The following is a 13,737-nucleotide window of genomic DNA, read 5'->3' on the forward strand; positions in this document are numbered from 1 at the left end:
ACGTTGTAGACGTCGAGCCCATCGACCGCGTCGAGGGACGGCAAGGAGCTGCGCCGCCAGTCGCGCACCCGAAAGGTGACCTGGGCCGTGCGGTCGTCAGCGTCCGTGGACCTCGCCACCCCAGAGCCCACCGGCGGTGCGAGCGCTCCGCCGCGGGCGTCGGGATTCTCGACGTACACGATCTGCACACCGATGGTGTTCGCGCGTTCGACGCCGGACAGGACGATCTCCGGCATTCCCCCTGCACAGTCAGCGGTGAACTCGGGTCCGCCGCCATCGTCGAGCGGACCGCACAGGCTCTCCGTCGGCACGACCCAGTCACCCAGGTCAGCCCGGTAGATCAGCACCGCGTCGATCGCGTCGTACTGGATCAGCGGATCGACGCTCGAGTCGATCGCGTTGATCACGGTGACATCGAAGGTGTCGAACACGGAGTTCGCGACATCCGTGGGAGGCGCGCCCGCCTCGTCCATGAGTGTCACGGAGTCGACATTTGATGCGCCGCCCGTCGACCAGTGCAGCTGAGCGCGAGTCACCCGGTGAGAGCGCGCGGGGATGCTCGGGTCCTCATTGCCACTCGCGTCGACGAAGAGCTTGTCCATCGACGGACCTGGTTGGGCGTCCGGCTCGAGAACATCGACGTCAGCGCACGCGGGCGGGGCGTCTCCGGAGTCCACGGCTCCGCCGGAGGCCGATGCAGTGGTGCAGTTCGTGAACGTCGTCGGCAAGGTGGCGCCGGCGGCATCGGCGTCGAAGTTCATCACGACGTTCGGCTGGAAAGAAGTGCCAGGGGCGAATCCCTCACCGGTGCCGATGTAGTCGTACTCGAACTGAAGACCGCCGATCTCCTCCGGAGTCGGTGCCGGGTCCGGAAGGTCATCGATGTCGACGCTGTAGGTCGTGGCGCCGTCGATAGGGCCAACGAGGTAGACCCACTCGTCGCCGTCCCAGTAGTTGATGGTGAGCGAAGCGTCGGCAGGGATGCTGATGTCGACCAACTGGGTGGGGTGGAATGCCTCCCAGAACGGGTCCGGGTTGTCGGGATCTGGGTTCGCGGGGTCGGAGATCACGATCTGCTGCGACGGCACAGACGAGTACGGGTCGTCCGTGCCACCGTCGACCGGCGAGCCCGCAGTGCCGCCCGTGAGCTGCATGACGATCCACTCGTTGTCCCACCCGGTGATCGTGCTCGGCGAGATCGCCTTGGTGGTGGTCGAGTCGACGTGCTCTTCGAACGCGTGCAGCGTGTCCTCGGCGGTGTCCGTGCCGTTGACGCCGTCCGTCGTCGTGCCGGTGACGGTGGTCTCGTTGACCAGACTCGTCACCTCTGCGGTGTCGTCGGGGTCTGTGCCGACCGTGAACGGAATCGATGCTGGCGTGCCGCCGGCCACGATGCCCGAGTCATCGGTGTCCTGGAAGGTGATCGAGAACGACTCGACTGCGTCGAGGTCCGTCGGCAACGGCACGTCGTCTCCGGGCTCGAATGGGCCGAACGTGCCTCCTGCGTCGTAGGTGATCGTCGCCTCGTCAGCGCCCTCCGGGAACGTGATCGGGTTGACGAAGCCCTCGAACGCCATCGCGTCCGAGAACACCGTGTTGCTGGGCTCTGTGACCGTGAGCGAGTCGACGTCGAGCGCGTCGCTGACGCCTGCGGTGATGGTCGCCGTCGACGACTCACCGTGAACCACCTGGTCGGGGCTGAAGGTCTTCCCTGCCTCGACACTCGGGATGTTGGTGGTGATGTCGTAGGTGGCGTCGCCCGTGTCCGTCGCGGGGACACTGTCACGACTCACCTCGGACTCCGCGGTGTTCTCGACTGTGACGTCGTCCGTGAGTTCGCCGGGGTTGCGTTGCGACACGCCGACATCGATGCCCGCAGTCGCGCCTTCGTCGATGTGAGAGCCGTCGGTGTCGGTGAACTCGACCTGGATGCCGACCACGGATTCCAGATCGACGCCGGACAGATCGATGACGTAGGGCGGCGCCGGCGGATCCACGTCGATCGCCGCCCCCACGGGCTCGAGCCCGGCTCCAGTGTCGACGTACACGGTCATCTCGTCCGCGCCGGCAGGAACGTCCGTGATGGTGATGGAGTCGAGCTGGAGGTAGTCGAAAGTGGTGCTGCTGGATCCTGACGCAGGGTCTGTGATGACCATCGAGTCGACGCCTGTCTCAGACTGATTCGACGCGTCGATGGAGATGACCGTCGGCGCGCCTTCGGTCGCTGTGCCAGCCGCGGGCGAGAAGGACTTCGAGATGTCCGTGTCGACCACCAGCGGCACGTCGATGGCCACCTCGTGGTCGTCAGTCTCTGGCGGCGTGTCCGGGTTCGACGCCGAGAACTCGGCCTCGTTGACGATGGGTTGACCGTCATAGTCGTAATCGGCATCAGCCGGGACTACCACCGGAATCGTGATGGTCGCGGTGGTGCCTCCCAACATTCCGGAGCCGGGATCCGTGGTGTTGAGGAACACCGTGTCGAAGACGATGTTGACGTCGTTGCCGGTGGTCGTCACGTCCGTACTGTTGCCGTCAGAGACCACGGTGGGCGTGCCCGCGAGCTCGAGCGGCGCGGGAATGGTGTCCGTGATGGTCGCGTCGTAGCACCCTGAATTAGGGACGGAGTATGAGCACTGCACGGTGATGACGTAGTTGAAGGGCTCGCCTGGAGTCAACGGCAACTGGTCGCCCGAAGGGCCTGTCTTCTCGATCGAAAGACCAGCCGGCTCCACCACAGCCGTCGCAGCTGTTGAGGCAACCACCGTGGTTGCACCCGCCACGAGCAAAGCGAGGAGGCCCGCGATCCACTGTCGTGCGACACCTCGTTGCGCACGAAGCTCCGTCACGTGCCCTCCCTCGCCCATCTGCCTTACAGGGCACACCCGCACGTCGGGGGCCTGACAGTTGCCACGGTACCCGACGCGCAAGGAACCGGCTCCTACCTGCGTTGTCGGCACTCACGCCACTGGCTGAAGCCAGCGTCCATGCGGGTGCGCCGTCGCCACCGTGCGGCCGTGGTCGAAGCTCGGCCCGACGCGTACCACGGGACTGTCGACGCCTGCGACCGGCTCGAAGCCGATGCGCGTCACCGCTCGCTGCCCGGCCGCCGCCTCGACTGCCGCGTCGATGTACGCCCGCGCTTCTGCATCGGCCTGATAGAGGGCGATGGTGTGCCACACAACCACGGGCCCCGGCGGCAGAGCGGCGATGACGTCTGTCAGCACGGACGCGGCGTCGGCGGTGAGCATGCGCACGTCACACTCGCGTCGCACCCCGATCGCGGCTCGCAGGCGCTCGAGCCGGTCGACGTGCTCAGGCCACACGAGTGCCTCGAGCCATGCCGCCTGAGCCGGGTCCGTCGCGTCAACGGGCGCGAGGTCGATACCCGTGCGACTCGCGAACGCTGGAAGCCTGCGTGGCCCCGCGAGGGGGCCTCGCACTTCGCAGTCGATGCGAGGCGAGTGCGTGCCGAGGGCCACGTCGACGTCGCCGGAGTACCGGTAGGAGAAGTGATCGAGGCACAGGTTGAGGCCGGCCGACGCCCCGATATCGATCGCATGCACCGGCTCGTCGGTGGGGATCCACGGCAGCAGTACCGCAGCACGGCCCACCTCGTTGGTCTGGGTGCGGCGGGCCGATGCGGTGGGCAGCAGAGCGTCCCGGTTCGCCAGGACGTGGTGGCGGAACGCGGCATACGCCGCGTCCGAGGGCTCGGCGACCTGCCGCCCGGCGAGGTGCGGATACCAGGCCGCGAGCTGGTCATCCGCGTCGAGCCCGAGCTTCACCGCACCAAAGAGGAGGTTCAGGGGCGGTGTGTTGTCGATCGCCGCGACGATCCCGAGCAGCTCCGGGTCCCCCGAGATGCGGTCGGCGAACAGGCGGTACAGGGGCGAGTCGGGAACGTAGTCGCGCCAGCGGATGACCTCGGCCGCGACCTGCCGCAGGTCGTGCCGGTCCTCTGCTCCCCATTGGATCGTTCCCATGCTGACCTCCCGCGCCGATGCTCCCACGCCGGCGTCAGACGCGCTGGGTAGCGTGGGCCCATGGCCGAGCTGACCGGTGACCAGGTGCGCGCGCTGCGCATGCGAGCGCTGCTCCTCGCTGGCGAGCACGCGCACGCCGGCGTGGGCGACGTCGTGACCTGGATGGGCGCAATGCAGGCGCAGGACTACGCGAGCGGGCTGTGGTCGCTCGGCATCCGGCTGCCTGGCAGCACCCGGGAGAGCGTCGAGGCCGCGCTCGAGGCACGCGAGGCCCTGCGCACCTGGCCCATGCGCGGCACGGTGCACCTCGTCCCGTCGCGGGACGCGCGTTGGATGCTCGAGCTGATGTCCGCCAAGCCCCTGGCCGGAGCGGCGGGGCGGCGGGAGTACCTGGGGATCACAGAGGCCACGGTGGTTGCGGCGAACGCCGCTCTGGATGCGGCCCTGCGCGGCGGGCGGCGGCTCACGCGATCGGCCTGCATGGAGGTCATCCAGGACGCTGGCATCGACACCTCGGGCCAGGTGGGTTACCACCTGCTCTGGTACGCGTCGCAGACCGGCGTGACGTGCATCGGTCCGCAGGAGGGCAAGGAGCAGACCTTCGCGCTCCTGGACGAGTGGGTGCCGGACCCCGTCACGCTGGAGCGCGAGGAGGCCCTGGCGATGATCGCGCTGCGGTTCGTGCGGTCCCACGGACCGGTCACGGTGAAGGACCTGTCACGTTGGACGGGGCTGGGCGTGCGCGACTGCCGTGCCGGTCTCTCGGGCGCGGGAACGGCGGTCGTCGAGGTCGCGACCGCGGCGGGGCCCATGATGGCGTCCGCCGAGGCCCTCGGCGCGACGGTCGCCGACGCGGGGGGCCGCGTGATCCCGCCGGGCTTCGACGAGTTCATGCTGGGCTACGCCGATCGCGGGCTCGCGCTCGCGCCCGAGGATCTGAACGCGGTGGTCCCGGGGTCGAACGGGGTCTTTCGCGCGACGCTGGTGCGTGACGGCAGGGTGGTCGGGACCTGGAAGCGCATCGCTCGGGCGCGCTCCCAGGTGGTCGACGCGGTACCGCTCGCGCGGCTCGGCGCTGCGGATCGGCGTGCGTTCGAGACGTCCTTCGCTCGCTACGGAGCCTTCACCGGGGTGGAGACCCAGGTGCGCTGGGGCGCGCACTAGCGCGTGCTTGCTAGACCCAGGCGCTGAGGGCGATCAGAAGGAGCGCGTACACCGCCACCGTCGCGAGAATGGCGAGACACCCGACGATGATCGCCGCGAGCGCCAGGCCCCGGTTGGTCGCCACGCCCCGCCGCGCCGAGGCCCGGCCCATCGCCCCCATGACGATGCCGCCGATCGCCAGGGCGACCGTGATGAGCAGCGGGGTGCTGACGCCCACGAACCATATGAGCACGCCCGCCAGCGCGAGACCGGACAGCACCATGCCGATGACCGCGCGCGAGTTCTGCTCGGTGCGCCGAGCGCCGAAGTTCAGTCCCTCGATGTCGGGCACCGGCTCGCTCGCAGGTGAGCGCGGCGCGAAGCCGGGGGCTGCGGTCGCGGGCTGCTGCTCGGAGGGCACCGGGGTGCGCGGTGGCGGGCCCAGCTCGCTCGGCCGATCCTCCGGGATGAACTCGCGAGCCGCGGGCGGCTCCGTCGAGCCCTCGTCTCCTGCGGCGTTGCGCGACGATTCCGTCATGTCTGCCCCCTCACTGCTGACCGCACCACCCTAGCGAACGAGCGTGCGGAGCACCTGCTCGAGGATCAGCCCCAGACGAGCCCCTGGGTCGGGTCGTTGAGCACCCGGCCCACGTCGTAGAGGACGCGGGCACCCAGCTCACCGTCGACCAGACGGTGGTCGAAGCTCAGCGCGAGCTGCGTCACCCAGCGAATCTGGATCTCGCCCTCGTGCACCCACGGCTGCTGGCGGATCGAACCGAAGGCCAGGATCGCCGACTCGCCGGGGTTGAGGATGGGTGTGCCGGTGTCGATGCCCAGCGCGCCCACGTTCGTGATCGTGATCGTGCCGTCCTGGAGCTGGGCAGGCTGGGCCTTGCCCGCGCGGGCCTCAGCCGTCAGGTTCTGCAGCTCGATCGCGAGCGCGTGCAGCGGCAGGCGGTGCGCGTCCTTGATGTTCGGGACCACGAGGCCGCGCGGCGTCGACGCGGCGATGCCGAGGTTCACGTAGTGCTTGTAGACGATCTCCTGCGCCTCGTCGTCCCAACTGGCGTTGACCTCGGGGTGACGCCGCACAGCTAGCAGCAGCGCCTTCGCGACGATGAGCAGCGGCGTGACGCGCACATCCGCGAAGTCCCGGTCCTGCTTGAGCTTCGCGACCAGGTTCATGGTCTCGGTCGCGTCCACCGTGAGGAACTCGGTGACGTGCGGCGCCGTGAACGCCGACTGCACCATCGCCTCTGCCGTGCGCTTGCGCACCGACTTCACCGGCACGCGCGTAGTGCGGCCGTCCGACTGCGTGGTGCCCTCGGCGAGCCACGGCTGGTCGTCGCCCTCGTAGGTCGCGAGAGACTGCGCGGACGTCGCCTTGACGTGCAGCTCCACATCCTCGCGGGTCACAAGCCCGCCAGGACCCGTGGGCGTCACCGTCGTGAGGTCCACACCCAGGTCACGCGCGAGCTTGCGGACGGGGGGCTTGGCGAGCACGGGGTACTCGTCGAGGTCCTGCTCGCCGCCCACCGGATCGATGGCCTCCTCGTGGCGCGGGCGGCGCGTCGCGGCGCCCGCCTTCACGCCGTAGCCCACCAGCACCGCGCCTGAGCCGGAGTCGCCCGAGCCGGCCGCCGCATCGGCCGTGTGTGCAGACGTCTCGGGAGCGGGAGTCGTGGGCGCAGCCGGCGCAGGGGTCGCGGCCTCGGGCTGCGGTGCCGCAGCGGGAGCCGTGCCACCTGGATCCACATCCACCACGAGGATGGGTGCACCGACGTCCACGGTCTCGCCCTCGGCGACTACGAGCTCCGACACCACTCCGGTGAACGGGCTCGGCAGCTCGACCAGGGACTTCGCGGTCTCGATCTCGACGATGGGCTGGTTCACCTCGACGGCGTCGCCGGGGCCCACCATCCACGTGATGATGTCGGCCTCGGTGAGGCCCTCGCCCGCGTCGGGCAGGTTGAACGTCTCGAAGGTGGGCATCGGTGCGCTCCTCAGTGCCTCATCACGCGGTCGACAGCGTCGAGGACGCGGTCGATGTCGGGCAGGTAGTGGTGCTCGAACGTGTTCCCAGGGTAGGGCGTGTGGAACCCTCCGACGCGGAGCACAGGCGCGTGCAGGTGGAAGAAGGCCTGCTCGGTGACGCGCGCCGACAGTTCTGCGCCCGCGCCGAAGGCGGTGGGCGCCTCGTGCACCACCACCACGCGGCCGGTCCGCTTGGCGGACCGCACCACGGCATCGGAGTCGAGCGGCGAGATCGAGCGCAGATCGATGACCTCGACGTCCGTGCCGTCGGCGGCGGCGACCTCGGCCGCCTGCAGCGCGACGCGCACCGTGGGGCCGTACGCGACGAGGGTGACGTGCGCGCCTTCGCGCGCGATACGGGCCGATGCCATCTCGGCTGTGGCGGCCGCCTCGCCATCGGGGGCGTCGAGCTGGGCGGCGACGCGCTGCGTGTCCACGTCGCCCTTGTCCCAGTAGCGGGCCTTCGGCTCGAGGAACAGCACGGGGTCCGGGCACGCGATGGACTGCTGGATGAGATCGAACGCGTCCTGCGGCGTGGCGGGGGAGACGATGCGCAGGCCGGCAGTGTGGGCGAACAGGGCCTCGACGGACTCCGAGTGGTGCTCGACCGCGCCGATCCCGCCGGCGAAGGGCACCCGGATGACGATGGGAAGCGTGATGTCGCCGCGAGAGCGGTAGTGCATCTTGGCCAGCTGCGTGGTGATCTGGTTGTAGGCCGGGAAGATGAAGCCGTCGAACTGGATCTCGATGACCGAGCGGTAGCCTCGCATCGCCATGCCGATCGCGGTGCCCACGATGCCGGACTCCGCCAGCGGGGTGTCGCGGACCCGGTGCTCACCGAAGTCCTTGTGCAGGCCGTCGGTGACGCGGAACACGCCACCGAGAGCGCCGATGTCCTCGCCCATGAGCAGGACCTTGTCGTCGCGCTCCATGGCCGCGCGCAGGCCGGCGTTGATGGCGCCAGCCATCGTGAGGCGTTCGGTCATCGGGCGGCTCCGGCGTCCACGGTGGCGCCTCCCGTCGCGTCCGCGAACGAGGCCTCGTAGCGCTCGAACCAGGCGCGCTCCGCGTCGACGGTCGCGTGGGGCAGTGCGTAGACGTCGTCGAACATCGTGGCGAGCGCCGGGCGCTCCCACGAGCGGACCGTGGTGCGGGTGCGCTCGCACAGCGCGTCCGCCTCGGCCGTGACCTGGTCGCGGAACTCCTGGGAGAGCTCGCCACGCGCGATGAGGTGCGCTTCGAGGCGCGCGATGGGATCGCGCTCGGCCCAGTAGGCCTCCTGCGCCTTCGACCGGTAGCGCGTGGGGTCGTCCGAGGTGGTGTGCGCACCCATGCGGTAGGTCAGCGCCTCGACGAGGACCGGGCCGGCGCCCGAGCGAGCGTGCTCGAGGGCCCAGCGGGTCACCGCGTGCGAGGCGATGACATCGTTGCCGTCGACGCGCACGCTCGGGATCCCGTAGCCCAGGCCGCGGTCCGCGATGGGCACGCGGCTCTGGCGCGACGTGGGCTCGGAGATCGCAAACTGGTTGTTCTGCACGAAGAACACGACCGGCGCGTTGTGCACGGACGCGTAGGTCATCGCCTCGGCCACGTCGCCCTGCGCGGTGGCGCCGTCGCCGAAGTAGCAGACCACCGCGCCGTCGCGCTCGGGGTTGCCGCTGGCGACCAGGCCGTCGAAGTCCATCGCCATCGCGTAGCCGGTGGCGTGCAGCGCGTGGGCGCCGATCACGAGCGTGTAGAGGTGGAAGCCGTGATCCTGGGGCGTCCAAGCACCGTGCTGCAGCCCGCGGAAGATGCGCAGCACCTCGACCAGGTCCACGTCGCGCGTGAGGGCGACGCCGTGCTCGCGATAGCTCGGGAACACGAAGTCCGGACCGCGCAGCGCGTGGCCTGAGCCGATCTGCGCGGCCTCCTGACCCCAGGACTGCACCCACAGGCCCAGCTCGCCCTGGCGCTGGAGGCTCGTGGCCTCCTTGTCGAACGCGCGCACCACGGTCATGTCGCGCCAGAACGCGCGCAGGTCGTCAGGCGTGAGGTGCGCGGCATACGGCGAGTAGGTGGAGTCCTCGACGGCGTCGCCCTCGGGGGTGAGGAGCTGGACCAGGCCGTCGGAGGAGAGCGGACCGGTCGCGTCCACAGTGCCTCCCGGAGGGTGACGAGGGCGCGGTGGCGCCCGGCTTCGCTAACTTACGCAAGCGTAGGCTACGGAAGCGTAGGTTGCAAACGCGTCAGTTCTTCGACGCCTGGTACGCGTCGACGACCTCCTGCGGGTCACCGTCCATCTTGAGATTGCCGTGGTCGATCCAGAGCACGCGCGAGCAGGTCTCGAGGATGGACCGCATCGAGTGGCTCACGAGGAACACGGTGCCCGCCTCGCCGCGCAGCTGCCGGATCCGGTCCTCGCTCTTCTTGCGGAACTCCTTGTCGCCCACCGCGAGCGCCTCGTCGACCAGCAGAATCTGGTGGTCGCGCGACACCGCGATCGAGAACCGCAGGCGCGACTGCATTCCCGACGAGTAGGTCTTCATGGGCAGGTCCATGAACTCCTCGAGGCCCGAGAACGCCACGATGTCGTCGTAGCGCTGCGCGACCTCCTTGGGCGTCAGCCCCAGCGCGAGGCCGCCGAGCATGACGTTCTTCTCGCCTGTGAGGTTGGGGATGAGCGCGGCGTTGACGCCCAGCAGGGCAGGGCGGCTCGCGGCGTAGACCGTTCCCTCAGAGCCGGTGAGGAGGCCGGCGATGGCACGCATCAACGTGGACTTGCCGGAGCCGTTGTGGCCGATCACGCCGATCGACTCGCCTTCGCGCGCGACGAAGGACACGCCCTTGAGTGCATGCACGATGCGCACGCCGCGCTGGCGTGTCATGAGGGAGCGACGGTCCTTGGCGCGCTTGCCCGAGGCGAAGGTCTTGTAGTCGACGCGAAGCCCGTCGACCACCACCGTGGGATCCCCGAGCACGCCGGGGGATGCGGGGTCAGTCACGGCCATACTTCTCCTCCGCTCGCCAGAAGAACACCACGCCGAACGCCATCGTCACGAACGGGCTGACCAGCGTGGCCACCCACAGGAGCGTGCTGACCTCAGGGCCGCCGAGCACGAAGAGGCGCGTGAGGCCGATGAAACCGCCCACCGGGTTGAGGTGCGCAACCGTCAGCATCCATGCCGGGTTGTCGGCCAGGACCAGGTCGAGCGAGTAGAAGATGCCCGAACCGTAGAAGAACAGCCGAGTGACGAGCGGAATGATCTGGGCGACGTCGCGCAGGTGCACGGTGAGCCGCGCGGCAATCAGGGCCACGCCAAAGTTGAACATCGTCATGAGCCCCATCAGCGGGATGACGAGAAGCCATGTCCACGTGATCGGGACGCCGAACGCGGCGACGATGATCGCCATCACGATCAGCATCGGGACGAGCTCGATGATGAACTGGATGATCTGCGACAGGGGCAGCAGGAGCCGGGGGAAGGTCAGCGACCTCACCAGTCCCGCGTTGCCGGTGATCGCCTTCGCGCCGCTGCCGAAGCTCTTCGAGAAGAACTCGAAGACGAACACGCCCACGACCAGGAACGGGATGAACGGGATGTCGCCCGGTCGCGAGCTGCGATCCATGATGAGGCCGAACACGGTCCCGTAGATCGCGGCGTTGAGGAGCGGGCGCAGGACGATCCAGCCGAGCCCGAGCCGGCTCTCGTGCAGCGACGCCTCGAGCCTGTAGCGCGCGAGGGACATCGCGAAGGCGCGGCGTCGCCACGTCTCGGCAAGGTACGAGCCGAGGGGCGGCCGGGCGCCCACCTGCTTGAGGCCGGCGTCGCGCGCGATGGCGCTGATATCGCTGTCAGACACTGCGCTCCTTGGTGGCGTCAGCGGGGAAGCCCGCGGGACACAGGCGCGTCCAAGTTACCAGCCGCGAGGCACGGAACGGCAATCGATGCCTCGTCAGGAGAGGGCCTCGAGCAGCGCATCGTTCTCCTCCGGGGAGCCGATCGTCACACGGATTCCCTCGCCCGCAAACGGGCGAACCAGCACTGCCGGCTCGCGCTCGGCGAGCACAGCGGCGATCTCGCCCGTGCGCTCTCCGGCGGCCAGCCACACGAAGTTCCCCTGCGGGTCCGGCACGTCCCAGCCGAGCCCGGCCAGCGCATCGGCCACCCGTCCGCGCTCCGCTACGACGGCCTCGACCCGCTCGGCGAGTTCTGCCTGCGCGTCGAGCGACACGATCGCCGCCGCCTGGGCCGGCGCGGAGACCGAGAACGGCGTCACGCACGTGCGCACCGGCGCGATCAGCGCGGGGTCGCCGGCGACGTAGCCCACGCGCAGACCCGCGAGGCCGTACGCCTTCGAGAACGTGCGTGCGATGAGCGCGTTGGGGTGACGCTGCAGGAAATCCAGGCCCGCGACGGCCGCCGGGTCGCGCACGAACTCGACGTAGGCCTCGTCCAGCACCACCAGCACATGGGACGGGACGCGCGCCATGAATGCGTCGACCTCGTCCGTGCGCAGCGCCGGTCCAGTGGGGTTGTTGGGCGAGCACAGCAGCACCACGCGGGTGCGGTGGGTGATCGCGGCCACCATCGCGTCGAGGTCGTGGCGACCTCCGGCCGCGAGCGGCACCGGCACCGGAGTCGCGCCGGCGATGTGCGAGAGGATCGGATACGCCTCGAAGCTGCGCCACGCGAAGACGACCTCGTCCCCCGGCTGCGTGTACGCCTGCAGCGTGTGCTGCAGGGCGGCGACCGAGCCGCCTCCGACCGCCACGGACTCGGCGCCCAGGCCCAGGAAGGCGCCGATGCGCTCGTGCAGCTCGACCGCGAACATGTCGGGATAGCGGTGCGCGACCTCTCCGGCGGCCGCCACCGCCTGGGCGACGCTGGGGAGCGGGGCGAACGGCGTCTCGTTCGACGAGAGCTTCACGGGAGGCAGGCGGTCCGCGGCGCCGCGGGCCCCGGGGACGTAGGGCGGCATGGCGCCAATCGCGGGACGGGGCTGAGGAAGATCCATGCGTCAAGGATGACAGGTGTGGAAGACTCCCTGCCATGAAGTTCATCCTGAACGCCGCCGTGACCGCCGTCGCCATCTGGATCGCGACGCTCCTGCCCCTCGAGCTGGCCGTCACCGGCGGCGAGGCGGAGTGGTGGACCCGCGCGCTCGCGTACCTGGCCCTGGGCGCGGTGGTCGCCCTGCTGAACGCGATCGTCAAGCCCATCCTCAACGTCCTCGCTCTGCCCATCACGATCCTCACGCTCGGCCTGTTCGCCCTGGTGATCAACTGGTTCATCCTGTGGCTCACCGCGTGGATCTCGGAGCAGGTCGACTTCGTCAACCTGTCGATCGGCGGGTTCTGGCAGACGCTGCTCGCCGCGCTGGTGATCTCTATCGCGACGGCCATCATGGGCGCGATCCTGGGGACCAAGAAGGACTGACGCTCGGCCCCTCGTGGCCGTGCACCTGCGAGACCACGGTGCGCACCGTGCTCTCGCCGGCGAAGAACCGGCTCGCAACCTCGGTCCACGCCCGCAGGGACGGCGACGGGTCTCCGTCGAGCAGGTCGAGACCCCAGGCATAGGCCGTCGCGCCGTGCGCGCCCTCCACGGATCGCGACGCCTGCGCCAGCTCGGGATCCGCGCTCGCGCGCGAGTCCACCACCGCGGTCACGACGTTGGGCGTGTGCGGGTTGTGCGCTCCGTCCAGGGCGGGCACCACGTCCGGGGAGTTCTCGACGTGCAGGTACTGGACGCCCGGATGCCGTGGCGCGGCGCCGGAGGGCGTGCCTACCGTCAGCACCGTGGTGACCGAGTACGGCGTCTTGGCGGCGGCGATCGCGTTCGCGACCAGCCCGCCCTGCGAGTGCCCGGCGAGCATCACCGGCTGGCCGGGCTCGACGCCCGCCCGCTGCATCGCCGCCAGGACCATGACCACGGCATCGGCCGTGCCGCCGCCCACCAGGTCGAGGTTGGACCGCGCGTCGAAGACCTCGCCGTCACCGCTGACCAGCTCGGCGGTGCCGGGGATCGTCACGATCCACGACACGTCGCCGCCGGCCCCGGTGACCCGGTCCACGACCACGTCGCGCGGCTTCGACGCGCTCAGGGCCACGAGGAGTTCGCCGATGTGGGCGAGCGAGCGAACCGGCTGCGCGCCCGCCACTCGCCTGCTGCCGACGTCGACCAGGCGCTCCTCGCGCAGCGCCGCCTCCGCGGCGGCGACCAATGCCGCGAGCGCGAGCCGCGCGGCGTCGTAGATCCCCGCGGCGCGCAGCAGGCCGAGGTGTCCCTCGATCGCTGCTCGGGCGGCGACCTGCCAGCCCACCATGCGGTGCGTGGCCGCGGACTCGGCGCCCACCAGCGCCTTCGCGACGCTCCGCAGCCGATCCGCGACGTCCACCAGTCCCGCCTCCAGCGCGACGGTGCCCGCGGGACCCCAGCGCGCATCGGCCGTCGCGTCGACCCAGGAGGCGTCGGGGGCCGACTGATGCGGGAGATCGTCCAGCGAGGCCAGTACCAGCGCGAGGGCGCGATCGGCGTCGTGCAAGCGGCGCGCGGCCTCGACGAGGATCGCCGATGCCGTCTCGAGGTCCTCA

The 13,737-nt window shown here is 69.9% G+C and carries 11 protein-coding genes and 1 pseudogene; 2 read left to right on the forward strand and 10 right to left on the reverse strand.

What is annotated here, in order from left to right:
* Together QZ483_RS08795 and QZ483_RS08800 are read right to left on the reverse strand one after the other, a co-directional pair.
* Positions 1–2,681 (reverse strand): isopeptide-forming domain-containing fimbrial protein (locus QZ483_RS08795; RefSeq protein WP_297083041.1); only part of this gene is annotated, 2,681 nt, incomplete at its 3' end.
* Between the two features lie 276 nt (positions 2,682–2,957).
* Entirely contained in the window at positions 2,958–3,983 is a 1,026-nt protein-coding gene (locus QZ483_RS08800) for a DUF2332 domain-containing protein (RefSeq protein WP_297083044.1), read from the reverse strand.
* Positions 3,984–4,043: 60 nt separating this feature from the next.
* On the opposite strand from QZ483_RS08800, the gene QZ483_RS08805 reads away from it, so the two are divergent.
* Entirely contained in the window at positions 4,044–5,147 is a 1,104-nt protein-coding gene (locus tag QZ483_RS08805) for a winged helix DNA-binding domain-containing protein (RefSeq protein ID WP_297083046.1), read from the forward strand.
* Positions 5,148–5,157: 10 nt separating this feature from the next.
* Here the strand turns inward: QZ483_RS08805 and QZ483_RS08810 are convergent, their stop codons facing one another.
* The 7 genes from QZ483_RS08810 to hisC all read right to left on the reverse strand — a co-directional run bounded on the left by QZ483_RS08810 (position 5,158) and on the right by hisC (position 12,158).
* Positions 5,158–5,664: a DUF4190 domain-containing protein gene (locus tag QZ483_RS08810; RefSeq protein WP_297083047.1), complete on the reverse strand. Its 507-nt coding sequence runs from the start codon at positions 5,662–5,664 to the stop codon at positions 5,158–5,160.
* A 65-nt stretch (positions 5,665–5,729) separates the two neighbouring features.
* Positions 5,730–7,118 carry a dihydrolipoamide acetyltransferase family protein gene (locus tag QZ483_RS08815; RefSeq protein ID WP_297083049.1) on the reverse strand — a complete coding sequence of 463 codons (1,389 nt, stop codon included), beginning with the start codon at positions 7,116–7,118 and terminating at the stop codon, positions 5,730–5,732.
* 11 nt (positions 7,119–7,129) lie between these two features.
* The gene (locus QZ483_RS08820) at positions 7,130–8,146 is read right to left on the reverse strand and encodes an alpha-ketoacid dehydrogenase subunit beta (protein ID WP_297083051.1); all 1,017 of its coding nucleotides are present in this window, start codon (positions 8,144–8,146) and stop codon (positions 7,130–7,132) included.
* Positions 8,143–9,297, reverse strand: a complete 1,155-nt coding sequence (locus QZ483_RS08825) for a thiamine pyrophosphate-dependent dehydrogenase E1 component subunit alpha (RefSeq protein WP_297083053.1) — start codon at positions 9,295–9,297, stop codon at positions 8,143–8,145. The genes QZ483_RS08820 and QZ483_RS08825 overlap by 4 nt, the downstream gene beginning before the upstream one ends.
* Before the next feature lie 91 nt (positions 9,298–9,388).
* The gene (locus QZ483_RS08830; protein ID WP_297083055.1) at positions 9,389–10,144 is read right to left on the reverse strand and encodes an ABC transporter ATP-binding protein; all 756 of its coding nucleotides are present in this window, start codon (positions 10,142–10,144) and stop codon (positions 9,389–9,391) included.
* A complete protein-coding gene (locus tag QZ483_RS08835; RefSeq protein WP_297083056.1) occupies positions 10,137–11,003 on the reverse strand; it encodes an ABC transporter permease in 867 nt (288 codons plus the stop codon). Before QZ483_RS08835 ends, QZ483_RS08830 begins: the two co-directional genes overlap by 8 nt.
* A gap of 93 nt (positions 11,004–11,096) precedes the next feature.
* A complete protein-coding gene (gene hisC / locus QZ483_RS08840) occupies positions 11,097–12,158 on the reverse strand; it encodes a histidinol-phosphate transaminase (RefSeq protein ID WP_297083058.1) in 1,062 nt (353 codons plus the stop codon).
* 35 nt (positions 12,159–12,193) lie between these two features.
* Between hisC and QZ483_RS08845 the strand changes: the two genes are divergently transcribed.
* The gene (locus QZ483_RS08845; RefSeq protein ID WP_297083060.1) at positions 12,194–12,580 is read left to right on the forward strand and encodes a phage holin family protein; all 387 of its coding nucleotides are present in this window, start codon (positions 12,194–12,196) and stop codon (positions 12,578–12,580) included.
* Here QZ483_RS08845 and QZ483_RS08850 read toward each other — a convergent pair.
* A pseudogene (locus QZ483_RS08850) lies at positions 12,546–13,737 on the reverse strand (hypothetical protein); the annotation flags it as partial. The gene QZ483_RS08845 and the pseudogene QZ483_RS08850 overlap by 35 nt on opposite strands.

This window comes from uncultured Demequina sp., assembly GCF_913055775.1.
Taxonomy (GTDB): domain Bacteria; phylum Actinomycetota; class Actinomycetes; order Actinomycetales; family Demequinaceae; genus Demequina.